General features: G+C 38.1%; 20 protein-coding genes. 6 read left to right on the top strand and 14 right to left on the bottom strand.

The genetic code is table 11. From position 1 onward, the window contains the following. Position 1: 1 nt before the first annotated feature. Positions 2 to 2,041, bottom strand: coding sequence for a heme lyase CcmF/NrfE family subunit (locus CPS_RS04615; RefSeq protein WP_011041878.1), 2,040 nt, complete (start codon positions 2,039 to 2,041; stop codon positions 2 to 4). A 335-nt stretch (positions 2,042 to 2,376) separates the two neighbouring features. Here CPS_RS04615 and ccmA point away from each other — a divergent pair, with 335 nt between their 5' ends. The 5 genes from ccmA (at position 2,377) to ccmE (ending at position 5,464) form a co-directional block, all read left to right on the top strand. Beyond that, a complete protein-coding gene (gene ccmA, locus CPS_RS04610; protein ID WP_011041877.1) occupies positions 2,377 to 3,036 on the top strand; it encodes a cytochrome c biogenesis heme-transporting ATPase CcmA in 660 nt (219 codons plus the stop codon). Between the two features lie 199 nt (positions 3,037 to 3,235). Beyond that, positions 3,236 to 3,889 (top strand): heme exporter protein CcmB, encoded by a 654-nt coding sequence (ccmB, locus tag CPS_RS04605; RefSeq protein ID WP_041737340.1) that lies wholly within the window; start codon positions 3,236 to 3,238, stop codon positions 3,887 to 3,889. Next, positions 3,889 to 4,635, top strand: coding sequence for a heme ABC transporter permease (locus CPS_RS04600; RefSeq protein ID WP_011041875.1), 747 nt, complete (start codon positions 3,889 to 3,891; stop codon positions 4,633 to 4,635). The genes ccmB and CPS_RS04600 overlap by 1 nt, the downstream gene beginning before the upstream one ends. A 59-nt stretch (positions 4,636 to 4,694) precedes the next feature. Then, the gene (gene ccmD / locus CPS_RS04595) at positions 4,695 to 4,928 is read left to right on the top strand and encodes a heme exporter protein CcmD (protein WP_011041874.1); all 234 of its coding nucleotides are present in this window, start codon (positions 4,695 to 4,697) and stop codon (positions 4,926 to 4,928) included. Beyond that, positions 4,928 to 5,464 (top strand): cytochrome c maturation protein CcmE, encoded by a 537-nt coding sequence (ccmE, locus tag CPS_RS04590; protein ID WP_011041873.1) that lies wholly within the window; start codon positions 4,928 to 4,930, stop codon positions 5,462 to 5,464. The genes ccmD and ccmE overlap by 1 nt, the downstream gene beginning before the upstream one ends. Before the next feature lie 110 nt (positions 5,465 to 5,574). Here the strand turns inward: ccmE and CPS_RS04585 are convergent, their stop codons facing one another. From CPS_RS04585 to pgi, 10 genes are all read right to left on the bottom strand, one after another. Further along, positions 5,575 to 5,784, bottom strand: coding sequence for a TIGR02922 family protein (locus CPS_RS04585; protein ID WP_011041872.1), 210 nt, complete (start codon positions 5,782 to 5,784; stop codon positions 5,575 to 5,577). Between the two features lie 305 nt (positions 5,785 to 6,089). After that, positions 6,090 to 7,397, bottom strand: coding sequence for an N-acetylglucosamine MFS transporter NagP (gene nagP / locus CPS_RS04580; RefSeq protein ID WP_420794789.1), 1,308 nt, complete (start codon positions 7,395 to 7,397; stop codon positions 6,090 to 6,092). 100 nt (positions 7,398 to 7,497) lie between these two features. Next, positions 7,498 to 8,628 (bottom strand): N-acetylglucosamine-6-phosphate deacetylase, encoded by a 1,131-nt coding sequence (nagA, locus tag CPS_RS04575; protein WP_011041870.1) that lies wholly within the window; start codon positions 8,626 to 8,628, stop codon positions 7,498 to 7,500. 97 nt (positions 8,629 to 8,725) lie between these two features. Then, entirely contained in the window at positions 8,726 to 9,619 is an 894-nt protein-coding gene (gene nagK / locus CPS_RS04570; RefSeq protein ID WP_011041869.1) for an N-acetylglucosamine kinase, read from the bottom strand. 447 nt (positions 9,620 to 10,066) lie between these two features. Continuing rightward, complete coding sequence (locus CPS_RS04565; RefSeq protein ID WP_138140237.1) at positions 10,067 to 12,721, bottom strand: family 20 glycosylhydrolase; 2,655 nt, start codon at positions 12,719 to 12,721, stop codon at positions 10,067 to 10,069. A gap of 339 nt (positions 12,722 to 13,060) precedes the next feature. Further along, positions 13,061 to 13,762, bottom strand: coding sequence for a SapC family protein (locus CPS_RS04560; RefSeq protein ID WP_011041867.1), 702 nt, complete (start codon positions 13,760 to 13,762; stop codon positions 13,061 to 13,063). Positions 13,763 to 13,824: 62 nt separating this feature from the next. Beyond that, entirely contained in the window at positions 13,825 to 15,384 is a 1,560-nt protein-coding gene (locus tag CPS_RS04555; protein WP_138140236.1) for a tryptophan halogenase family protein, read from the bottom strand. 24 nt (positions 15,385 to 15,408) lie between these two features. Beyond that, on the bottom strand, positions 15,409 to 16,980 hold the full coding sequence (locus tag CPS_RS04550) for a tryptophan halogenase family protein (protein WP_138140347.1): 1,572 nt from the start codon (positions 16,978 to 16,980) through the stop codon (positions 15,409 to 15,411). 182 nt (positions 16,981 to 17,162) lie between these two features. Beyond that, a complete protein-coding gene (locus tag CPS_RS04545; protein WP_011041864.1) occupies positions 17,163 to 19,700 on the bottom strand; it encodes a TonB-dependent receptor in 2,538 nt (845 codons plus the stop codon). Positions 19,701 to 20,260: 560 nt separating this feature from the next. Beyond that, positions 20,261 to 21,901 (bottom strand): glucose-6-phosphate isomerase, encoded by a 1,641-nt coding sequence (gene pgi, locus CPS_RS04540; RefSeq protein WP_011041863.1) that lies wholly within the window; start codon positions 21,899 to 21,901, stop codon positions 20,261 to 20,263. 255 nt (positions 21,902 to 22,156) lie between these two features. Between pgi and CPS_RS04535 the strand changes: the two genes are divergently transcribed. Next, positions 22,157 to 23,179, top strand: coding sequence for a LacI family DNA-binding transcriptional regulator (locus tag CPS_RS04535; protein ID WP_011041862.1), 1,023 nt, complete (start codon positions 22,157 to 22,159; stop codon positions 23,177 to 23,179). 164 nt (positions 23,180 to 23,343) lie between these two features. Here CPS_RS04535 and CPS_RS23845 read toward each other — a convergent pair whose 3' ends face one another. The 3 genes from CPS_RS23845 to CPS_RS04525 form a co-directional block, all read right to left on the bottom strand. Then, on the bottom strand, positions 23,344 to 23,499 hold the full coding sequence (locus CPS_RS23845) for a hypothetical protein (protein WP_011041861.1): 156 nt from the start codon (positions 23,497 to 23,499) through the stop codon (positions 23,344 to 23,346). Between the two features lie 166 nt (positions 23,500 to 23,665). Beyond that, positions 23,666 to 24,016 (bottom strand): ribonuclease E inhibitor RraB, encoded by a 351-nt coding sequence (gene rraB / locus CPS_RS04530; protein WP_011041860.1) that lies wholly within the window; start codon positions 24,014 to 24,016, stop codon positions 23,666 to 23,668. 300 nt (positions 24,017 to 24,316) lie between these two features. Beyond that, on the bottom strand, positions 24,317 to 25,045 hold the full coding sequence (locus tag CPS_RS04525; RefSeq protein ID WP_011041859.1) for a 1-acylglycerol-3-phosphate O-acyltransferase: 729 nt from the start codon (positions 25,043 to 25,045) through the stop codon (positions 24,317 to 24,319). Positions 25,046 to 25,078 lie beyond the last annotated feature (33 nt).

Here is a 25,078-nt window from a genome sequence, read left to right as displayed (position 1 = left end):
ACTATATCTCCGATACTTTTGGCGTATTCGTTGGCGTTGCAGCCACTGTGTTTGTCAACGAGTCAGCAACAACTGGTGACTTAACAACTACAGTTTTTTTACGGCGATAGCGTTTATCAAGCATTGATAAAATACCACCTGCGCCCATGAAAATTGCACCTAACCAGATCCAACGAACAAATGGTTTATAATGTACTCGAATTGCCCACGCACCACCGGGTAATGGATCACCTAAAGCGACATATACGTCACGGAACAAACCAGGATCAATTCCGGCTTCAGTCATTCCCATCGTTTGTACACGGTAAGTGCGACGTTCCGGTTTGAGTAAACTAACGAATTCACTTTCGTTCGGGCCAGTAACTTTATAGATATTAATTTGTCCTTGCTCGGCACTGTAATTAGGGCCTTCAACATGTTTAATGCCTTTAAACTCAATTTGGTAACCTGAAATAGTTACTCTTTCGTTTAACGCCATTTTTACATTGGTTTCGCTTTCATACATTGAAACGATGGTAACGCCAACAATAGTGATAGCAATACCAGCATGAGCTGTGGCCATGCCTATATGGCTTGTCGTTAATTTTCCTACTGTTTGAAATTGATTTTTAACTTCTTTAACAACCACTAAGAAAACCCAAGTCGCTAACGTAATACCCATAGCAACCAAAGCATTGAACTCGCCACCATAAATCACAGGAAACAATAAACCAAAAGCAATACTAAATACCGATGAACTTAAAAGTCTTTTACGTAACTCGCCTTGTTTCGCTTTTTTCCAACGAATCAAAGGCCCTATTCCCATAATGATAAATAGAATACTCATGATAGGAACAAAAACGGCATTAAAATACGGAGGACCCACTGATATTTTCCCGTAACCTAACGCATCAACTAATAATGGATATAGAGTGCCTAAAAGAACGGTTACCGCTGCAACAACTAAAATAACGTTACACAATAATAGTGCCGTTTCACGTGAATAAAATGCGAAGCGAGAAAAGCTCGCCACAGTACTCGCTCTAAAGGCGTATAACGTTAAAGAGCCGCCTATAGCAATAGCAAGAATCACAAGTATAAAGATACCGCGAGAAGGATCAGCAGCGAAAGAATGTACCGAAGTAATCACCCCAGAACGTACTAAGAAGGTACCTAATAAACTTAAACCAAAAGCAAATATTGCCAGTAAAATAGTCCAGTTTCTAAAAGTGCCACGTTTTTCTGTAACCGCTAAAGAATGGATCAGAGCAGTACCGACCAGCCAAGGCATAAATGATGCATTTTCAACAGGATCCCAGAACCACCAACCGCCCCAGCCAAGTTCATAATATGCCCACCAGCTACCTAGCGCGATACCTAATGTTAAACACACCCACGCGCCGACAGTCCAAGGACGAGACCAGCGAGCCCATGCTGCATCCATTTTACCCGCCATTAAAGCAGCAACAGCAAACGCAAAAGCAACAGCAAAACCAACATAACCAAGATATAACAATGGTGGATGAATAATTAAGCCAATATCTTGTAATAATGGGTTTAAATCACGACCTTCCATCGGCACATTCGGCCATAAACGGTCAAATGGATTGGAGGTTAATAAAGTAAAAGCGATAAATCCGATAGCAATCATGCCCATGACAGCTAAAACACGGGAAATAAACTCTTCTTCAATACCTTTTGAAAAACGCGCAACGGCGGCAGTCCATGCAGTTAATGAGAACACCCACAACAATAATGAGCCTTCATGACCGCCCCAAACGGCGCTTATTTTAAAATAATAAGGTAAATGGGTATTTGAGTGACCGGCGATGTACTTAATAGAAAAATCATCAACGACAAAACTATAGGCAAGAATGACAAGACTAATACCAGTGAAAAAAAACATACCGTAAGCAAGTGGTCTAGCATAGGTCATGAGTTTCTTTAATGAACTCTGCTCCGGACTATGAACACCGATTAACGGAATTAAAGTTAAGCAAATAGCAAATGCTAAAGCAATTATAAGGGCTAAGTGACCGAGTTCAGGTATAAGCTCAGGCATTTGTGTTGCTACCATATCGGGTATCATTGGGTTCTCCGCTCTACTTCAAAAAACAATTAACCATGAGTAATTAGTAAACAATACTAATTAGGCTAAAAATTATCGCGTCATACTAACATTTTATCGGTTCAAATATTAATGTAAATTAACGACTCAAGTTGTTTCATAATGTTACAAGTTTCTTGGGCTATGTTAATGTTGGCTATGGTATTATATCACCCAAAGTGATTATACGATCCATATCAAGAATTACTCGACAAACATACGCTAGAATTCAGCCTCCTAGCTTGGTGTTATAGACTTTAACAAAACGTTGATACAGAATAGTGAATACATTGTCCAAAAAAAACTCAACTCCCTTGATCAGTGCAGTAAACCTCACCTGTATTCGAGAAGAACGCTTATTATTTGATGAGTTGTCACTGCAAATAAATGCCGGTGACATAGTGCAAGTTGAGGGCCCTAATGGCTCTGGAAAAACCAGTTTATTACGTATTTTATCGGGTCTCTCTCAACCCTATGATGGTCAAATATTATACAGAGAGCAACTCATAAGTCACTGTCGAGAAGAATTTCATCAAAATTTACTTTATTTTGGCCATTTATCTGGTGTAAAAGGTGAAATGACCGCAGAAGAAAATCTTGATTTTAATTTGGCATTACATGGTAACAAAACCCAAGAGAGCTTATCTTATTTAGCAAAGGTAAACCTTTCAGGCTTTGAAGAGTGTTTGGCATCACATTTAAGTGCTGGCCAGCATAGACGTATCGCATTAGCGCGTTTATATCAAAGTAATGTGCCTATTTGGATTTTAGATGAACCCTTTACTGCCATAGATAAACAAGGCGTTGCTAGTTTAGAGCGACTGTTTTCTTTACATGCTGAACGTGGTGGTTGTGTTATTTTAACCACACACCAAGATTTAATTAGCATAAAGCCTGAACAAATCAAAAAAATCACTCTAGATTACAGCTATGATAGTGCTGTTGATTAATATGCATTCCTTTTAGAGCGTTTAGAGAAATAACCTAATGACCTTAAAAGCCCAGTCTAGTCAAATGACTGAAAACTTAGTAGGCATTATCGATGAGACTCTCATAGATAATGCTTTGATAGAGAATACTGTGATAGTGAATACCGCTTTAGAAAGTACTGCACAGTCATCACAACCGCTCTCTTATCGCCATGCCTTTATGTTGGTATTAAAACGTGATCTTACCATTGCGATGCGCCATAAAGATGACATCATTAATCCCTTACTATTTTTTGTTATTGTAGTCACACTTTTCCCTTTAGGTATTGGTCCTGAAGCACAAACGTTAAGCCGTATTGCCCCAGGTATTATTTGGGTAGCAGCATTATTAGCGACCCTTTTATCATTAGACCGATTATTTAAATCAGATCACCTTGATGGTTCACTTGAACAAATGTTACTTAGCCCTCACCCGATATTTGTATTAGTGCTGGCTAAAATATTCGCTCATTGGCTTATTACTGGCTTACCACTTCTTTTAATAGCGCCGCTGTTAGCTGTGCTCCTGCATTTAGATGAACACAGTTACACCGCATTATTACTTACCTTATTGCTAGGTACGCCTGTACTTAGTCTACTTGGTGCAGTGGGTGTTGCACTTACCGTAGGGATTAAAAAAGGGGGGGTATTACTCAGCTTACTTGTTTTACCCCTTTATATTCCGGTATTAATTTTTGCTACCAGCGCGATAGATACTGCCGCGCTTGGCTTACCTTACAGCGGTCAACTTGCTATAATCGCCGCATTATTCTTTGGATCTTTAACGCTCGCCCCCTTTGCTGTTGGGGCCGCCCTAAAAGTGAGTACCAACTGATGTGGAAATGGTTACACCCTTATGCAAACCCAGAAGTGTCTTATCACTTTACTAATAAGTTATTACCTTGGTTAAGCGCCCTTGCGGCAATCTTTCTCGGTATTGGCTTAGTATGGGCATTATTGTTCGCCCCTGCTGATTATCAGCAAGGACATAGCTTTCGTATCTTCTACATTCATGTACCTGCAGCGTCATTATCTATGGGCATTTATTTTGCTATGGCCGTCGCCGCCTTTAGCAGCTTAGTATGGCAATTAAAACTTGCCGATGCATCTGCAGCCGCTATGGCTCCTGTTGGCGCAAGCTTCACTGCCATCGCACTAATTACTGGTGCTGCTTGGGGTAAACCAATGTGGGGTACTTGGTGGATTTGGGATGCCCGTTTAACATCAGAGCTCATTTTACTGTTTTTGTACTTAGGGGTAATTGCCTTACATAACGCATTTGAAGATAAAAACTTAGCCGGTAAAGCTGCTGGAATTTTAACGCTTGTTGGCGTGATAAATATCCCAATTATTAAATACTCAGTTGACTGGTGGAATACCTTGCATCAGGGGTCTACGGTAAGCAAATTAGGTAAGCCGTCAATGTCACTTGATATGTTATGGCCATTCATCTTTTGTTTTATCGGCTTTTCATTATTAGTCGGTGTGATCATTTGTCTACGTTTTCGTAATGAAATTCTAGCGCGCAATAGCATTCGTCCCTGGGTGCGTGAGTTAGTGGAAAACAACTCAAGTAGTTAATGACAGAACAAGCACTATAAATAATACACAAAATTAGCAAGGTAGTTGGAGAGCACTCAATGCAATTTAATAGTTTTAGCGATTTCATCAATATGGGCGGTTATGGCTTTTATGTCTGGCTTTCTTTTGGTGCTGCCGCTTTGATACTTACACTTTTATTGATCAGCTCTAAAGCGGATCATCAGAAAATCATCACCCAAATAGCTAAGCGTAAGCAGCGAGAAGACAAACTCCGTCAAGCTAAAGCACTACGTAAGCAACAAAATAAAGAATTAAACGAGGTAATTGAATAATGAATCCACGCCGTAAAAAACGTCTTGCTATTGTTGGCTCTATCCTTATTGGTATAGGCGTAGTGTCCGGGCTTGTTTTGTATGCCCTAAGTCAAAATATTGATTTATTTTTCACCCCGTCAGAGATCACGCAAGGTAAAAAAGAAACCGGATTAAAACCGAGTCTTGGCCAACGTATTCGTATCGGTGGTTTAGTGGTGCCGGGCTCAGTAAAGCGCGATCCTGAGAATCTTAAAGTATCATTTAGGCTTAGTGATATGGCCATGCCTATCGTTTTCAAAGATAGCGACCCTATGGTTACTGTGTATTACGAAGGAATATTACCTGATTTATTTCGCGAAGGCCAAGGCATTGTAGCCAATGGTACGTTGACCGAACACCCACCAACGGGCTTAAGTATTGAAGCAAGTGAAGTACTTGCTAAGCATGATGAAAATTATATGCCAGCAGAATTAGCTGAGGCTGCAGGTCAAAAGCATGACAAAGCAACTTACAGTGACAAACAATTAGAAAGTAAAAAAACTAACAGTTATTAATCTAACGTTTGACACAAAAAAGGTGACATTATGTCACCTTTTTTATTTATACAGAGTCCGTTTAATAAAACCTGTGTATTAATACTTTGTAAGTTCAGTACTTATTGATATCAATACTCATTCACCAGCTTATCACCAACGCTATTAATGACATCTATATCACCTTCACAGACAGCTACTATGGTTTTACCTCGTTTAAATTCCTGAGGTATGATCATATCGCCATAGGCATTTATATTAAAACTCTGAGTTTTTCGATACAGTGCTAATTCATTATCACAACAATAGATAACCGTAACTTTCCTTTTAGCTTCACACATAATAAATTCCTTTTTAATGCGTTACCTTCCTCTCTGCTTAAGCTGATAATCACTTTCATTGACAATATTATAAAAGTGGTCAGACCTTAACCAGTGAGATCATACTAATATGGTTAAACCAGTAGGTCAACACTGGCACAACTAGAACACCATGTTTTAAACATTAATCCTCTATATATTCCTACTTTCCTTACCAACACTTAACTAATTGAATTTTAGATACAAAAAAACCTCAACACCGTTTATATAGAATAAAAATGTATTGAGGTTTTCTTAGCAGCGTTTAAATCGAAGTTTAAATCACTTTATTTCCAAGACTTCATCTTACAGCCTTTAATTGCGTAAAATAAAATAAATAAATAACAAGGTAGCATAACAATATAACCACCTTGAAGGTCTACTGCTTTTCCACTGGTGCCACTTACTAAACTCCAGAATAATGGACCAAAGGCGCCACCAGAAATCCCCATGACTAACAGCGCAGAGCCAACACTGGTTAGTTTACCCATACCAGAAAGGGCTAATGGGAAAACAGCTGGCCAAACAATAGCGTTAGCAAGCCCTAAGAAAGCAATTAATATCAAGGTATCAGGTAACTGAGCACCACCAAGAATAAACGACAGCGAGTCAGCTATCGCAAAAGAGTTATTATCGCCAAAGATGACACCACCAGTAAGTGCCAAACCTAAAACAGCAGAGACCATCAAGGCTTTTTGTTGTGAAATAAAACGCGGGATAAGTACGATACCTAGAATATAACCTAGTACCATGCAACCCATAGTATAAGAGGTCATAACACTGTAATTTTCAACGCCTAACGCAAGAGCGAATGCGCCAATGGTATCCCCGGCAATAACTTCTACGGCAACATATAAAAATAATGCCACAACACCTAGTGCTAAGTTAGGGTGAGAAAGCGCTTCTTTTAAGTGACCTTTATTTTCACCCTCTTCTTCTTCACTTGCTAGCTCAGGTAAAGGAGACTTTTTCACTGCAAAGCCTAAAATACCAATAAACAAAGCCATGCCTAAATAAGGTAAAATTAATTTATCAGCCATAGCATCAATTTGAACTTGGCTTAACTCTGTACCAACGGTATCGCTAAAACCACTTAAGATTAATGCGGTAAAAACGATAGGAGCAACGACACCTGCGCCTTTATTTAAGATTCCCATAATTGAGATACGTGCTGCTGCTGACTCTTCAGGGCCAATACGAACTACGTATGGATTAACCGCAGTTTGTAGTAACGTTTGTCCTGTACCCATAACCAGCTGGGCTAATAGAAATAATGGAAAAATTTGTGTTTTAGCTGCTGGAATGAAAAGTAAACCAGCAATCATCATGGTCCCCATACCTAAAGCCATACCATTTTTATAACCTACTTTACGAATAATGGCCGCAGAAGGTAAGGCAGTAAAGGTAACCGCAATATAAAAAGAAAATAATATTAGCGATGCTTGAAATGGTGTTAATTGTAGTATTTGTTGCAAGTAAGGCATTAAGGAGCCGTTTAACCAGGTAGCAAAACCTAGGATAAAAAATAGCCCGGCAACGATAACCATCGGTACAGCATTACTTTGCTTCTTCTCTTCTGTTAAAGACATTTCCATAACTTCCTCGTTAACTTGCATTATAATTATTATTTAAATTGGTTTAGTAGTCGCTAGTTTTGATGGTCTAGTTTTAATCGAAATAATTGCGGCTAGTAAACTAAACTTTTGCACCTGCAATCCAGGTTTCTTGTACAGACAAATCATCATTCAATACCACCATATCAGCTTGTTTTCCTGGTATGAGTTCACCACGCATAACCGTTTGGTTTTGATATAAATATTGTGCTGGGTACAAACTGGCCATCCGAATTGCTTCGCCTAACTCAATGCCCAACTTGTGATGCGTATTTTTCACGGCACTGGCCATATCTAAAGAAGAGCCAGCGAGTTCACCTGTGGTTGACGTAAGTTTACCGTTATCGACATAAACTGTACGATCGTATAAAGCGAATTGGGTTTGATCTGTGCCTACGGGCGGCATTGCATCAGTTACTAAGAATATTTTACCTTGAGGTTTAGCTTGAATTGCTAATCTACAACTGGCGTAATCCACATGGAAACCATCAACAATTAAACCGCAGCTAGTATGATTATTTAAAAGCGCAGCGCCAACAACACCCGGTTCACGACCTTGCAATGGGGACATAGCATTAAATAAATGAGTAAAACCACTTGCCCCAGCATCAATAGCCTGTTGAGTCGTTTTAAAATCAGCATTAGTGTGACCTAAGCAAACTTTAATTCCTAACTCAACCATTCGGGTTACGTCTTCAGCACTTACAGTTTCCGGTGCAAGCGTTACCATAATTTGGCCAATGTCTTGGCGAGAGAGAACCTGCCATTCATCATCAGAAATAGGTCGAATATAATCGGCACAATGGGTACCTTTTTTATCAATAGATAAGTGCGGTCCCTCAAAATGGATGCCAATGATACCGGGAACACCTTCTGATATTGCTTGAGCAATGGCCTTTGCAGCTTGCTGCATTACTTCAATTTTATCGGTAATTAAGGTCGGCATCATCGCTGTGGTACCAAACCTAGCATGAGCAGTCATGATTGTTTTTAAGTTATCAACTGACGGTGAATCATTGAATAATGCACCGCCACCACCGTTAACTTGCAAGTCGATATAACCTGGAACAACTAAACCTGTAACACTAACATCAATATTAGTAATATCTTGGTCAATAGCAGTAATTTTACCATCGACTATGGTCAATACTTGATCATCGAGAAAAGCTTGCCCATCAAAGAATCGTTGAGCATGAAAGCGTTTTTGTGTCATGAGTTGTCCTAAATTATCAAGTTCAATGGCTAGCGATATTATACCAATCGGACTACTTTATTAATCCATTTGTATAATACAATCATTACTCAGATTGCTATTTAGCCTGTTGCTGCCTAGCGAAAAATACAGAGCCCACTTCAGGTGCATTTAAAGGCACTTCTAACATACTTTTAATTTCATCTGCTAACCAAAATTTCAACCTTGGTGTTAGACCACCAAGCATAGAGATGCGTGGTGGATTTTTTACCGCTAAAGTGCGGGCAATATTATTAATATACTCAGCGCCTTCAGTAACAATAGCTAGAGCAACATTATCGCCAGCTTCTGCCGCATCAAACACTAAATTCGCTTGCTGTGCATAGAATGTTGCTTTTTGACTGGCAACCGCTTCTACCAGATCGGTATCGTCTTTACAGTTAAGTTTCTGCAACAATACCTTTGACATCGACGTAGGCTGAACTAAACCATCAAGAGATAATAAAACCTGCTTAACGCCTTGCAGGCCAAACCAAGCACCACTACCTTTATCACCGTGAGGAAATCCATGAGCGCCAACAATCGTATGCTGTTCATCAACGCAAGAAAAACCACATGAACCAGTACCACTAATAATAACTGCGCCATCTTTGCCATCATGTGCAGCTAGACAAGCAATTAATAAATCAGTGGCTAAATGCATTTGTTTAAAGGGATGCTGCCAAGAAGCCATTTTATTAAACAACGCCGGGATATTAACGCCCGCTAGTCCCACACCAGCTACTAGTTCATTTAGTTCGATATTTACTAGACCAGCATCTTCTAATGCTAACTTTGCCGACTCAGTAATTGAGTTAGTCGCTTGTTCAAAACCATGTAACGGATTGCCTGGACCTGAAATGCCTGTACCAAGTATTTCATTATCTTCATTCATGATAATGGCTTTGCACTTACTACCACCACCATCAATACCTAAAAATAATTTATTGCTTTTGTTACTACTTGTCAGCATACCGGCCCCATATTAACTGCTCGAACTATTCGTTTTTTTCATCTTAGCTAGAAATGACAGCGTTGTCATTTGTTTTTTTAAATAAAGTTACAACTTTTTTAAAAAATGTTACCTAATGTAAATTAACTAACTGATAAAAATCGATATATCTGTTATACCAATCGGACTAGTTTATTGCTCACTTAGCGAGAATTAAAAGGCTTAGAGGCAAGGCATTGATTGAAGAGAATAGTTATTCTATTGTCAAAATCAATAACGCCGCTTGTAAGCCTTTACTTTTTATTAGGTACTCGCCCTTCGGGAGCTCATTAGCAAACTGATAACATCACAAAATGAATAAAATATAGACTACTATGTTTAACTCATTTTGCTTGTTTTAAGCTCGCTAACGCAACTCTAAGCTGACCAATAAATTAATCCGTTTGGTATTAGTTAATTTTTATCCTTTTACTTTATTTTCGTAATACGGCTTGTTCTTAAGCCATTAGTACTTCGACTCCTAATACTTACTTCACCTGAAACAGCAGTAGGATTTTGATAAGTAAGCCAGTTTCCACCATTCACTCGATATTCTATGGCAAGACCTGGAAAAGCAATATTGGCGTGCAACTTACCCGCTTGGATAATCGCACCTACGGTAGGTAAACGGTAATCAATTTGTGCTAACTCAAGTTTAGTAAACTCCTTTTGTCCTAAAGTATTTGCAAATAACGCCCATTGGCTATCACGCATGGCTTTTGACTTGTCGGAGAAGCTATTACTCTGTTGAGAATATTTTGCACCTTGGTAATTATAAGGTACAGCCCAATCAGCAAGATGCCATGCACGTTCTGCAAGAGCTAATAAACGTGGAAAAACTTTATGTTCAACCATATCATCAGTACGAACATTTTCACTCCATAACTGTCCCTGAATACCTAGAAATTTTTTCCCCGGTGCTAGGGCTGCTTTTGTATCATCGGCAACATAGGCGTTATCTTCTCTGTCTAACCAAAATTCAGCATGAACGGGTAAATTATCAGGCATAAATTGAAAGACTTTTTCTGTATTAGTATGACGTGATGCCCAGTAATAACCGTGTTCTTTTGGATCTGCTTCATGTGGAAAATCGAAATATAAAACATCTGGGCTAGAAATAACGACTTGCCAATCTCTGTTTGCCAATCGGTGAACCTTTTCGTGGCCTCCCCAAGCTAGCGTATCCCAAGCATTGGCTTGAACTATAGCGGGCATATTATCTACACGAGTGTGCTCCATACCATCGCTCCAACCCGCAGTTTCAATATCCAGATCAGATAATATTCCGGCCACACGTTCAATGAAATAAGCGCCAAGCTCACCCATTTCTGTAACACCCTGATCATTATTAGCGACAAACGCTTTACAAGCTGGTGATTCTAACCAAGCACCCGCTGTTTCATCTGCGCCTATATGATAGCGAGTTAGTGGTTGGCCAGCATCGGCATGGATTTTCTTCACCTGAGTCATCACTTCAATAACAAAGTCATAAGAAGACTCTAAGCAGGCATTAATAGTGTTATCACTGTAAAATTGTACTGAGGAATACTGAGTGTTATCTTCAAAATCCTCGAGTAAGAACTGTTTAGCTTTTGCTTCATCTTCTAAGGCCATGAATTTTTTGTAACGGGCCGTCATCGCTTTAATCGAGGCACGAGAGTGACCTGGCATATCAAGTGATGGGATCACTTGAATATGACGTGCAGTGGCCGCTTGTAAAATTTCATGATAGTCACTTACGCTGTAATAGCCGCTTACTGATGAGTTTTCATCAACACCTGCGCCTAACTGCGAGATCAAACAGTTTTCTTCTGCCACATCAAAACAACGTTTTGCGCCAATATTAGTTAATTCAGGCAAGCTTGGGATCTCCAAGCGCCAACCTTCATCATCACCAAGGTGCAAATGTAGTTTGTTTAATTTGTATGCCGCCATTTGGTCAAGTAGTTTTAGAATAAACTCTTTAGAATGAAAATTTCTAGCAACATCAACTAACATGCCACGAAAGGTAAAGTGTGGTTCATCATCAACCACTATCATAGGTAGACGCGATTCACCAACCGTCACTAAGCTTGCTAGTGATTGCAAGCCATTGAAGACACCATTACCATCGACACCCACTATGCTAATTTCTTTCTCAGTTACCGTTAAACTATAACTGCCAATAACTTTATCGTTATTACTCACAATACTTAAATGCAGTGGCAAACCGACAGAGTTCTGTTTAACACCCAAGGTGTCTAAACGCGATATCGCTGCATCCACATCATGGTGTTTTACATTGCCAAGAGAGATTGCAATGCCTTTACTTATATCTGCAAAGCCATCATTGGCATCGAGAGTGACTGATTTAGGTGTTGGAATAATTGCTTGAATAACTGCTAACTTATCTTCTACCAGTACAGAATTACGTTGATAAAGTTTTTCACTAGTTAACCATTGAGTCTTATCTGAGGCTGTGCGCTTAAATTGCGTTTTTTCATCAGTAAAAGGTTCAACATAGGGTAATATTTCTAGTCCCGTATCTTTATCAATATAGGGTACTGTACTTTCAATAACACGAGCATCTAAACCAGGTGCACTGACAATATAGTTAGGTAAAGCGTCAGTCTCACTCAGTGACCAAAACATAGCACGAAACGTTATTTTTTTAGTTTCTGCTGCAGAAAATCCAGAAAATTTGTCCTGTAAAGCAATAACATGTAAGTCACCGTTTAGGTGTTTTACGGTGAAATCTTCACTTTCAAAAGACTGGATAGGTGAGATTTGGCTAAAATGAATAGTCCAATCTTTAGCTGCAATTGCTTTCTTCGCAGTAAAACTTAACTCCACTTCAAAGCATGCACCATCAGCAATTTTACTGTCACATTTATCCGTAGGAATATTGGTAACCACTCGATAATTAACCTCTAAATTCTGGGCTATGTTATCTATATCACTCTGGGTAACGGAGTAAATTGCCTGTAGGTTGATTTTCTCCCCCGTATCAACTGCTGGCTCAGGATATTTTTCACAACCGAGTAAAGATAAACTAGCGGCAATTGTAAACGCCCACTTTATTTTATTCATCTTGCTAATTTGCATAGTAAAGGACCTTTTACAGTTTCAAATGATAAAACTGTGTTGCTTTAGATGTTATTGATGTTATTGGTATCGCAACTACGCACAACACTGACAGCGCTTCAATCTATTTTTATAGATCGAAATGGTTTCATTCATTAAAGGTATTTTCATTTACAAGCCTAATTTTAAGAGTGATAAATGTCTCTACCAATTAACAACATAATTATCGTCAGTGATGGAATTGATGACTTGCTAGGCTCCTGTAATTAGGAGAAGAAGTTTAATATCAATAGGTATTTTGATAATAAAAACCCGCTACATTATTTAGCAGGTTTTTAAATACACGTACACTATTGGAGGCTATTTACTTGATTGTCTGTCGATTAATTTCTTAATACATTGCATTGACATTAATATTGCGTAAATAGCAGGTAACGCATTAGTTTTTCTTAACTCAGAAAACTCACTATCGGATAGGTCATTCAGTTTTTGTTCATTAATAACGTACAAACCATCTAAAGTATATTCTTCTTGCCCTGCTAGGTTTAAACTCAACGTTTGTGGCGCTAGTAATTCTTTAGCTAATAATAGTTGAATGAAATTCTGCGTTACGCCACTTTTGTTTACATAGTCAACAACAGCTTCACCTTTGGCTGTTAACCATTCTTTTTGAACGCCTTTTTCATCAAAAAAAGCATCACCTATTGTTTCATTCACTAATGCCGAGTCTTCATCAACACATAAAAGGGCTTTATCACTTCCTTCAGCTTGATGGATGACGAAAGGATAAAGAGTAAGCGCTTCTGGTATATAGCTCCCCTGCCAAGATTTTTCATCAAAAAACAAATTCTCTTGTGGTTTCAAACCAAGTAATACTACGGCATTAAAGCGGCCAGTTTCAGCATCTTTAATAAAGACGATAGGAAACTCTTTACTGGCACTAATAAACTCTTGAACTACCACTGGAGCAAAGTGCTTGGTCTTACTTTGTATAAAGCTTGGATTACTTTTAACTTTAACGTTACCGTGAGCACTGTTGTTAATAGCTTTAATAGATGCCATTTTAATCTCCGTAATTTTTTAAATATGCTTGTTTGAGCAAAAGATTGCTCAAACGATCGTTATTATATTTTCTGAAAACCATATTGAGCTATCTTGTTCAATAATTCTCTATTTTCAGGTAATTGTTGCTGCATTTTCTGTGTTAAATCTTGTACTGTATTATATTGTTGCTGAGCAAAACCCTGCTTCGTATATGAGTTTTCGTTAAAGGTTAACGTCTGGTCAAAGCCCATACCATAAAGCACGTATTGATAACTGTCTAACGGAAAAGGCTCGTAGACATTATCAAAATCGTAACCGGTAATTAACTGGTGTTTCCAGCTATCCAAAGACGCTAACAATGTGTCTGGCACAGTACTAAGCACCTTGTTGTCTTGCCAAAATGGTTCTGTTCTTTTTGATAAAAAGTAATGCATTTTGATAAAATCAATGGTTTTATCCCAACGGAATTTAAATGACTTATTCACTTTTTCCTCAACAGCTAGCATCGCGTGACGATCACGAGGAAATAGCTCTGACAACATATTGGCAGAGGCTTCAATAAGGAAAATCGCCGACGCTTCCAGTGGCTCAACAAATGCTGCAGATAAACCAATAGCAAAACAGTTTTTATGCCAAAATTTTTCTCTATAACCAACATTCATCTTTATTAAACGTGACTCAAGCTGATCAGCTTGAGGGCCAATGTAATTACGTAATACTTGTTCTGCACGTTCATGACTCGTGTGCGCAGAGGAATACACATAACCTGTACCACGTCTATTAGACAAACCGATATCCCATGTCCACCCAGCTTCTTGCGCAGTAGAAATAGTACAACTAGCAATAGATGATTCTTCATTTTCATAGGGCACTTGAATAGCCAACGCGTGATCACAAAGTAAAGTATCATCGATACTTTTAAAAGGTATACCTAGCGCTTTACCAATCAATAAACTTTTAAAGCCCGTACAATCAACAAAAAACTCGCCTAATACAACACCTACACTATCGCAATGAATATTAATGATATAACCATCATCATCTAAATTCACATCAGTGACGTTAGCAGATACATGTTTAACCCCTAACTTGGTCGTTGCATGTTCACGTAATAAGTCAGTAAAAAGCCCCGCATCTAAGTGATAAGCATAGTTTTGTACACCTTCAAATTCTCGGTTGGTGATCAACTTAGGGGCTAAACCTGATTCGCAAATAGCCGCTTGCATACTAATAGTTTCAGCGTAGCTGTTGTTATCACCAATCATACCTAGCTTCCAATAAGGCGCTAAGTTAAAATCTAAAGGATCATTAATTGAGGTAAACAAATGATAATAATGACTATTAATGCCATTTTTTGGTGCTTGCTGCCAATTAACAAATTTTGTTGCTTGCTTGAATGAAGCATTACACTTTGATAAAAAATCAGCTTCGCTAATCCCTAGTTTTGCTAACGTTTTTCTCATGGTAGGCCAAGTTCCCTCACCCACACCAATGGTGGGGATATCAGGAGATTCAACTAGCGTGACTTGTATCGCTCCACTTTCGACACTATTGAATTTTTGAGCTAAATTTGCGGCAGTTAACCAACCGGCCGTACCACCACCTACCACCACAACTTGTTTCACTTGTTCATTCATCATAGTTCACCGATACCTGTCATTAACCTATACTTGAGTAAACCCATATTTAATTACTTTTTCAATCAGCTCTCTTTGCTTAGGTAACTTATCGATTAACAGCACACTGGCTTTATCAATATTATTAAATAAGTGCTTAGCTTTAGTTGTTTCAGTATATTTAGCTGCAACTTTAGCTACATCAGTTTCAAACCCCATACCATATAGAACATAAAGATAACTGTCTAAATTAAAGGGTTCCCAAGCGTTTTCAAAGTCATATTTGGTTGGTACTTGTCCTTGCCAAAATGCCAGTCGTTGCTTTAAGTTATCAGGGATACTGATTGGGTCACAGTTATCAATCCAGTATTGGCTATCTCGGCGTTGAGAAATACAGTAATGCAATTTAATAAACTCAACCGTACGCTGCATACGCATCGTTAATTGCTGATTAAATTTGTCTTCAGCATATTTCATTTGTGCTTTATCACGAGGAAACTGTGCTGCAAGCATATTAGCTGCGGCATCAAATAAGAAAATAGCCGATGCTTCAAGTGGCTCAACAAAGCCCGCCGACATACCAATAGCCACACTGTTTTTATGCCAGAACTTCTTGTGGTAACCATGGTTGAGCTTTATTTTACGAATAGTCAAATCGTCGCTGTAATCATCCCCTAGATAATCAATAAGTTGTTGCTCGGCTTTTTGATCTGAGATGTACTTGCTACTAAATACATGACCAACTCCACGACGGTCCTGTAAACCTATATCCCATATCCAACCTGCTTCTTGGGCTGTTGCGAGAGTATGGGTATTTATTTTTTGATTTCTATCAGCATAAGGTACTTGTACTGCTAAGGCGGTATCATTAAAAATAACATCGCTAATACTTTGCCAAGCTGTGTTATAGGTTTCTTTAATGATTAACCCTTTCGCACCGCTACAATCGACAAAAAAATCAGCGAAAATTTTCTTTTCACTTTCATGGTCAGTGTCTACATGCGTGATAAAGTCTTCATTATCTAGCGCTACATTGGTGACATTGGCACTGACAAATTTAACCCCAAGTTTCTCAACGCAATGCCGTTTTAAAAACTCGGCCAATTTATTCGCATTTAAATGATAGGCATACTCTTGCGCGGCACTATATTCTGCCATCACAATTTGTTTAGGTGCTAGTCCTTCATCACAAACTCTTGCTTGTGATGCAACAGCTCTATCATAAGGTAAGCGTGTTTTTTTATCTTGTTGTAACCAATAAGGGGCTAAGTTAAAATCGTATGAAGAATGGCTAACCGTACTGAGTGGGTGATAATAACTGTGTGATTGTTTTGGCTCTGGCGTTTTAGACCAATTAATAAACTCTGCACCTTGTTTAAAGGTCGCATCGCATTCACGAATGAAGTCTGTTTCGCTAATACCTATTTTATGTAATGTCGCTCTTAAGTTTGGCCATGTGCCTTCTCCAACACCTAAAATTGGAATGGTCGGCGATTCAACCAAAGTGACTTTAACACCATCAGTATTTTTACTATTCAACGTTTTGGCAAGTATTGCCGCACTTAACCAACCAGCAGTGCCACCGCCAATTATAAGAATATGATTATTATCTAAGGCCATCATGAATACCTAATTAGCATAAGAAATATATCTTAGCATCTAATAATAGTGAAAGGAAAAGAGGAAGGTTATTACCCCTAGCAATTTCATAAATTGCTAGGGGTAGAAAAAGGAAAGTAAACTTTCCTTTTTCTTTTACACTATCTTTTCAGATATGTTTTTTACATAACCTTAACGATGACTTATAAACGATAAGATACTTTAAGATAAATGTTACGACCATTATCAGCAGCTAAACGCATTGCATCAAACTCACTAACAAAACGTTGAGTGGTTGTTTCTTCAAGGATGTTTGTTGCTTCCAGACTTACATCCAGACCTTCTGTTGCATGCCAAGTAACGTTAGCATCTAAGAAACCATGGGCATCCCAACCTGTGTTACCACCAATACCTGTTGATTGAGCAATAAACTCATCACGATACGTATAAGCAAGGCGTGTAGACACTAAGTCAGTTTCGTAAAATGCACTTACGTTATAACTTATTTTAGACATACCAGCTAAAGGCGCCTTAACAATTTCTGAACCGTTATCTTGTAAACCATAACCATCAGTATAAGTTAAGTTAGCAGACCAACCAAATTCACCCATTTGTTGTTGATACTGTAATTCAACACCTTCAAGTTGACCGCCAAGACCCTGGCCTGGTGTACTTAAAATATACTCTTCACCTTTGTACTGAATTTTTTCTTCGTTAGCACCAGGAATAATAAAAGAACTAATATCTTTACTAAACAATGTAGCTGAAAGTAAAGATTCTTCGTTGAAGTACCACTCTAAACCAATGTCATATTGGTTTGCACGGTATGGCTCAAGTTTAATACTACCTTTAGTGATGCGTTTAGTCGTTTCATTAACACTTGCAGCAGGGTTTAAGAACGAATAATTAGGACGACTCATTACTTTAGCGGCAGATATACGAAGTATTAAATCACTATCTAAATCAAGTGCTAAGTTAAAGCTAGGTAACCAATCAGAGTAATCACTCTCTTCTTCTGCTGGATCATTCCCTAAGAAGTAATCTGCAGAGGTGTCAGTTTTAACATAACGTATGCCAATGTTACCTCTATAGTCGTCACCACTAAAGTCACCTTGTACATAAGCAGCAAAAATATCTTCTTTGATAACGCCAAAGCTATCTTTATTTAATGTTTCACCCGTTTTTACGCTATCCATATAGGTACGTATTTTATTGCCGTCAACACGGGCAATAGCTGTTGGGCTATCCCCACTCAAACCAACACCCGAGTGGTTAAAAGTACCATCAGCAAAATCAGCTTTTGTTAAGCCGTCAGTAAAACCATCTTCAAATGTCCATTTATTAGAATAACTAGTAAATTCATGATCCCTTAATTTAGCGCCTGTTTTGATATTTGAAACAGGGCCTAACTCGACATCAAAATTAATATCAACTTGTGCAAAGGTTTCATCATCTTCACGGTACCCAGCAGCATTAACAGAGGCATTAGTCATTGCGTATTCAGCATGATTACTTGCATCTGCATTGTTTGGGCTTAACAACATACTGTCATGACCTGACATATCAAAATCAATACTTTGGTTAGCATTAGTAGATGCCCAACCTACATTATAGTTTCCGCCATCGCCACCTGTTGCATTGGTATTACCAACTTTAGCATTTATTGAATACCCATCACCTGAATAATCAACTTCATAAGCAATAACACCAGTATCTGTCTCAGCATTTCGAGAGTTGGTGTCATCAAAGGCAGCGCCAGCATACTTACCATTTAACGCAAAACCATTTTCTGGGCCAAATTTCGTAGCGCCAGTTACATTTGCATTAAATGCAGCACTGTCTGTGCCTGCAATAATTAAATAGTTTTGGTTAGTATTAGCAGCATCTAAATCAATAGTTAAATAATGCAGGTTCATTGATAAACTATCTGTTGGTGCATATTGTAAAGTTAAGTCATAAGCAGTACGTTTTCGGTCTTGCTTAAATTCAGCAATACCTGCTCCAGCCCAACCGTCATCCATATAGTTTTCAGCTTTATGAGCACGACCCACACTTTCTAATGTTGAGATACTACCTAATAAACCAAAAGTTTCGCTATCATTTTTCCAGCTATAGAAACCAGTCGCCCCTTGGCCATTATCATCAGAAATACTGTTATCTTGAATTTCAGCAGAAAGGTATAAAGTGTTCGCATCAAGCTCTAACGGCTTTCTTGTACGTACAGCAACGGTGCCACCAACACCACCTTCATCTAAGGAAGCCATAGGGGATTTATAAACATCAACACCAGCAACTAATTCAGGTGGAAGTAAGTCCATGTCAAATGAACGACTAGCTGGTTGTTGAGAAAACCAACCAGTAGAAGCCAAGTAATTACCATTCATAGTAACCAAAGTTAATTCTGGGTTTGTACCACGGATAGAGACGTTGCCACCTTCACCGGCAAAATTTCTAGCAATAGTGACACCTGGAATACGTTGTAAAGATTCAGCAATATTTCGGTCTGGAAATTTACCAATATCTTCAGCTGAAATAGAATCAACAACAGCATCAGAAAAACGTTTGTTGTTTAACGCTTTTTTTAAGCTACCACGAATACCAGTAACTTGAATTACCTCAACTTGGTCTTTGTTTATTTCAGAAGCGGCTTCTTCGGCTGCCATAGCTTGTGATGTTACACCAGCTAGGATCATTGCTATTGAGCTCGCTAACACGCCTTTTTTAAATGTTTTAGTTGACATCGACTTTCCCTTACACACGTTTTGTTTTTAGAATGTTTTTATATTTACTTATAATAATTAATTCGGTTTTACGACAGCGCTGTCAATATTTAATGACAACGCTGTCATAAGACGTAATAAACCATACCGTTTATTTTTACGTTTGACCAGAATAAATTAACTAAAAACTGTATAACAGTTACATAAAATCACAAAGACCATGAATATAAAGGATTTTTTTATTTGTTATTTTTGTCATTAAATCGTAACTATCGAAATAACTATCACTTTTTGTATAATAAAAACACGTAAAATATTACAGTATGAATTTTTATTTAATTTTATGGAATAATAATTCACTAAGATGTAAAGGAAAATATGGCAATTATTTTATTGAGTTATTTGATCTACGGGTAAAAAAAAGCTAACACCATATTTATATGGTATTAGCTTTAATCACTGTATTTTGTCTAGCTAAATTTTTCATTTGCATGTAATCAAAACAAAAAAATTTAGTGAGCTGAAGTCGGCTTAATATGAATTAATAGAGACTCAGGTTAGGTATTATTCATAAAAGGCAGCTACTTTGCTGACTGATAAAACTTCAATAAACTTGACGTTGAACAGTCATGCTGAGCAGAAATATTATCTGTTTGTAGCTCGGTTTGAATCTCTGCAGCCAGGCCTTTACCCAATTCAACACCCCATTGATCGAAAGAGCATATTTGTAAGATGATGCCTTGAACAAATATCTTGTGCTCATAAGCTGCAATTAAGCTACCTAAGTTCCTTGGGTTGATACACTTTAGTAAAATAGTATTTGTGGGTCTATTGCCCTTGTGTACTTTATGTGGAGCAACGTTATCAATGTACTCAGCATTACGTCCTTTTGCTTTAAGATCGGCACGGACCTGCTCCTCATTCACCCCGACCATCAATGCTTGTGTTTGTGCAAAGAAATTTGCCATCAAGGTTTCATGATGCCCTTTTACTGGGGTAACACTTTTAACCGAGCCAATAAAATCGGCAGGCACAACATTATTACTTTGATGTAGATACTGGTAAAAGGCATGCTGACCATTGATGCCTAACTCGCCCCAAATAGAAGGCACAGTAGCATAATCGATTTCATCGCCATCCCAACTCACCGATTTACCATTACTTTCCATTTCGGCTTGCTGCAAATATGCAGTTAACATATGCAACGTTTGATCGTAAGGTAAAATAGCTTGTGACTGAGAGCCAAGGAAAGTGGTATTCCAAACACTAATTAAAGCTAGAATGGCTGGAAAATTATCTTTTAATGGCGCATTAATAAAATGCTGATCCATATCATGAGCACCGGCAAGTAACTCTTCAAACTTATCAAAACCTAGATCAAGAGCAATCGCTAGACCAATAGCCGACCATAATGAAAAGCGGCCACCAACCCAATCCCACATATCAAAGATGTTTTGTTCTTCTATACCAAAACTCATGGCATTTTCTTTATTTGCCGTGACCGCAACAAAATGTTTTGCTACTGAGTTTTCATCGAAAGAGGCACTTGTTAGCCAATTAATTGCTGTACGAGCATTTGTCATGGTTTCAGTGGTAGTAAAGGTTTTACTTGAAACAATAAACAGAACTTTTTCTGGCTCTAACGGACGAAGTACTTCTGCAATTTGCGCACCATCAACGTTAGATACATAATGAACATTCACACTGCCATCGCTGTAATGTTTCAATGCTTCAGTGACCATTTGAGGCCCAAGATTAGAGCCACCCACTCCGATATTAACAATATCGGTAATACGTTTACCTGAGTAGCCTAACCAATGTCCCTGACGAACTTTGTTTACAAATACTTCCATCTCAGCTAGTTGATTTTTGACATGCTCAGTTACGTTTTCACCCTCGATAATGAAGGCTTCGTCACTTTGACGACGTAACGCTGTGTGTAATACCGCACGGTCCTCGGTTTTATTTATTTTCTCACCAGCAAACATCTTGGCTCGCCAATCACATACTTGCGTCTCTTCTGCTAGCGCTAATAATGCATCAAGCGTTTCGGTATCAATAAGATTTTTAGAGTAATCGAGTAACATGTTTGGCAATTCGATAGAGAACTTATTAAAACGTTCACTGTCTTGTGCAAACAAAGTATTCATATGCTGAGATTTTTTATCTTGGGCAAGTAACTGAAGCTTTTTCCAGCTAGCTAATGTTTGACGAGACGACATACTAATTCCTATAAGGTGGTTCAGATACAATTATCGACTTTATCATTGCAGTTAACCTGAGTATTTGCTCGGTTTAACCATTATGACTTGTAATATTTTCATGGTACCCTATTAAAAAATGACAGCGCTGTCAATTATTATTACTCTAAATAATACTGCAAAGTCCTATAGATTACTACGGACTGGCTATGCAATAATTACAACACCCTGGTACAGCCAGTCAGTTTATAAAAATAAGAACAAGGTTATCTGCAGATGAAAGCGACAATAAATGACGTAGCCAAACAAGCTGGTGTATCAATAAAAACTGTTTCTCGTGTTATTAACAATGAGATTTCAGTACGCCAATTAACACGTGAAAAAGTACAAAAAGCTGTCGAAGAATTAAATTATCAGCCAAATTTAGCGGCACGAAATTTAGCCGGAGCAAAATCGTTTTCTGTTGCTTATATTTATGATAACCCTAACGCTTATTACATCATTGATATGCAGGAAGGAATATTATCTGCCTGTAAACAACAAGGCTTTGAGTTATTAATTCACCCTTGTGATGCGAAAAATAAAAACATTACCGAAGAGGTTGTTAACATGGTTAAGCATGCGCGTATTGCAGGCTTAATTTTGACCCCGCCTCTTTCTGAAATGCCTGAGTTTGTTAAATCATTAGTAGCGCTTGACGTTAAAGTTGTACGTATCATGTCTGGTGACGTTGCTCCTGATGATCTAAGCCCTTGTGTTATGGTAAATGATAGAGACGCTGCACAAACTATTACCCAACATTTAATTGACTTAGGCCATAAAGATATTGGTTTTATTGCCGGTGACGCAAAACATATGTCGACAGTTGAACGCTATAAAGGTTACAGAAGAGCCTTAAAAGAAAGTAACATCGACTTTGATAAAGAACTAGTTATCGAGGGTGAATACTCTTTTGATTCAGGAGTTAGTGGTGCAAAGCAGTTGATGTCTGCAGAAAGCAATAATACTCGTCCAACCGCTATATTTTCTTGTAACGATGAAATTGCTGCGGGGGCATTATTTGCCGCAAGATTAATGAATATATCTATTCCTGAGCAACTATCAATAGTAGGGTTTGAAAACAGTCCATTCTCTCGTCAAACTTGGCCAAAACTCACTACCGCGGATCAGCCAAATAGCCAAATAGCTGAAGATGCTGCAAACTTACTTATTAGCCAAGTTCGCAAGCAAAAGAATCAAACAACCATCAGTCAATATGTACCAAAACTTATCATCAGAGACTCAACAGCAAAGTGTTAGTACTTTCAATACTATAAAGTGAAGCCAAACATAGCTTTTCCCTCTTATATAGTAGTGAATTATACAGTAGTGAAACTTTGCTAGTTTTTATAGGTATGAATTTTTTGATAGGAGGTAGGGTAAATTAGTTGATTTCTACTACGTAAAAATAAACCGATTACGTTTTATTTAATATTAAAGGTATCATCTATCTTTTTCATTCTAGCTAAATGATTTAAGTGCGCTTTTCTAGCCGCAAAGATAAAAATAGCAATAACAACAGTTATTGAGAGAGCGAGAACAGTGGGTTCTTGTGATAGTACTCTACTAAGCCATTCCATGGTTTACTTTCCTTAGTGTAAAAAATCCTGATAATTTCAACTATCAGCTGGTCCAATTTAGTTAGCACCAGCAAGCCAGCGAATAAAAACTGGCTAGTTATGTCGCACATCTTAAGATATTTAGTACAGGTGTTCAAGCCTTAGAGTATTTTACTATACCTTAAAGTTATTCTTCAAAGTATGTACCCCAACCATCATAGTCAACACCACATTGTTTTGCTAACTCAAACATCGCTTGGGTTTCTTTTTTAATTAAATTTACATCCAGCATTTGCTCTGTCGCAATATCAAAGGCAAAAACTTTATCGCCATTTTCTAATTCTGCTTCTTCTGGCTCTTCAATTTCGAGTCCTAACTTAAATGCAGCAATAGCTGCCTTTTCTAATAAATCAAAATCACTACTCGCAAAGTGATGCTCAATGGTGTGATAAACTTCGTCATTAGTACCATCTTCAAGCAGTTCAGCAATTAGCATTTCAGTATGGCTAAACCATTGTTGTAATTCTTCATCGATCATTTTCATTACCTATTTATGTTTTATAATCAATCTATACCCGTTCCACTTGAAGATGCTCGTTTCAGGAAACCTGAGCGAATCATAATCAAGGCACATTTTTTGTTAATGGTTATTCCCTTAAAAACAAATGTAACGACGAATATGGTTTGCTCAGATTTCCCCAAAGGGCTGGTTTATAGACGCTTTATGCTACGTTATTTATTTCGATAATAGAATAACTATTCTCTTCAATCAATGTCTTGCCTAAAGGCGTTTCTAATTCCAGCTGAATCCTGCATCTTCAAATGGAACGGGTATATGTTATTTATTATGATAAGCCGCGGCTTCAATTGATAACTGTTCTATTTTATTGGACATTAAATTATGGACTTCATTTACTCTTGAGCGTAAGTTTTCGCGACTTGCATCATCAAGGTGAATAGGATCTAGGAATTCTATGATGATTTTTCCATTATCCCAGCGGTTTAAGTCAATTGTACCTACCTGATTACTGGCACATATGGGTACAATTGGCACTCCTGCCTGAAGAGCTGTGCGAAAAGCCCCTGTTTTCAATGGCAATAGACCCCTTCCTCGGCTACGGGTACCTTCAGGAAACATCCAGACAGAAAGCTTATTTTTCTTTATTTTATCAGCCGTTAATTCAATTGTATTCATTGCCTTACTGGTGTTTTTTCGATCAATTAAAATATTGCCCGTTAACCAATACATTTGTCCAAAAATAGGAATCCATTTTAAGCTTTTTTTGCCTACGCTCACGGTACCAGGCTGAACTGCGTTAGCATGAGTAAAAAGATCATAGCTGTTCTGATGATTTGCCATCCAAACCACAGGTCCAATATCTTTAAGTGATGCAGGAATTCTCAGTTCGACGTCAACACCAAATATTTTAGTGATTTTTCCAAGAAATACTGAAGTATGATAAACATTATCACGGTGAAAAGGACGCAACAAACAATAGAAAATAGAGACAGTGCAAATGATGAACAACGCCAAGGTCATTAAAAAAACGCGTATTACAGCTAGCAAAGAAAGCTCCAGCGTTGGTAGCTAAAAAAAGAG

Origin of the sequence: Colwellia psychrerythraea 34H (assembly GCF_000012325.1) — a bacterium.
GTDB classification, from domain to species: Bacteria; Pseudomonadota; Gammaproteobacteria; order Enterobacterales; family Alteromonadaceae; genus Colwellia; species Colwellia psychrerythraea_A.
Note: the sequence above shows the minus strand (reverse complement) of the source record. Positions and strands in the feature narration are given on the sequence as shown.

Coding starts and splice junctions, on each gene's coding strand:
- CPS_RS04545 (WP_011041864.1), bottom strand. CDS start 19,700: ATGTCAACTAAAACATTTAAAAAAGGCGTGTTAGCGAGCTCAATAGCA.
- CPS_RS04560 (WP_011041867.1), bottom strand. CDS start 13,762: ATGGCATCTATTAAAGCTATTAACAACAGTGCTCACGGTAACGTTAAA.
- nagK (WP_011041869.1), bottom strand. CDS start 9,619: ATGCTGACAAGTAGTAACAAAAGCAATAAATTATTTTTAGGTATTGAT.
- rraB (WP_011041860.1), bottom strand. CDS start 24,016: ATGATCGATGAAGAATTACAACAATGGTTTAGCCATACTGAAATGCTA.
- ccmE (WP_011041873.1), top strand. CDS start 4,928: ATGAATCCACGCCGTAAAAAACGTCTTGCTATTGTTGGCTCTATCCTT.
- ccmD (WP_011041874.1), top strand. CDS start 4,695: ATGCAATTTAATAGTTTTAGCGATTTCATCAATATGGGCGGTTATGGC.
- CPS_RS23845 (WP_011041861.1), bottom strand. CDS start 23,499: ATGGAATGGCTTAGTAGAGTACTATCACAAGAACCCACTGTTCTCGCT.
- CPS_RS04585 (WP_011041872.1), bottom strand. CDS start 5,784: ATGTGTGAAGCTAAAAGGAAAGTTACGGTTATCTATTGTTGTGATAAT.
- nagA (WP_011041870.1), bottom strand. CDS start 8,628: ATGACACAAAAACGCTTTCATGCTCAACGATTCTTTGATGGGCAAGCT.
- pgi (WP_011041863.1), bottom strand. CDS start 21,901: ATGTCGTCTCGTCAAACATTAGCTAGCTGGAAAAAGCTTCAGTTACTT.
- ccmB (WP_041737340.1), top strand. CDS start 3,236: ATGTTGGTATTAAAACGTGATCTTACCATTGCGATGCGCCATAAAGAT.
- CPS_RS04565 (WP_138140237.1), bottom strand. CDS start 12,721: ATGCAAATTAGCAAGATGAATAAAATAAAGTGGGCGTTTACAATTGCC.
- CPS_RS04615 (WP_011041878.1), bottom strand. CDS start 2,041: ATGCCTGAGCTTATACCTGAACTCGGTCACTTAGCCCTTATAATTGCT.
- nagP (WP_420794789.1), bottom strand. CDS start 7,397: ATGGAAATGTCTTTAACAGAAGAGAAGAAGCAAAGTAATGCTGTACCG.
- CPS_RS04550 (WP_138140347.1), bottom strand. CDS start 16,980: ATGGCCTTAGATAATAATCATATTCTTATAATTGGCGGTGGCACTGCT.
- CPS_RS04600 (WP_011041875.1), top strand. CDS start 3,889: ATGTGGAAATGGTTACACCCTTATGCAAACCCAGAAGTGTCTTATCAC.
- CPS_RS04555 (WP_138140236.1), bottom strand. CDS start 15,384: ATGATGAATGAACAAGTGAAACAAGTTGTGGTGGTAGGTGGTGGTACG.
- CPS_RS04535 (WP_011041862.1), top strand. CDS start 22,157: ATGAAAGCGACAATAAATGACGTAGCCAAACAAGCTGGTGTATCAATA.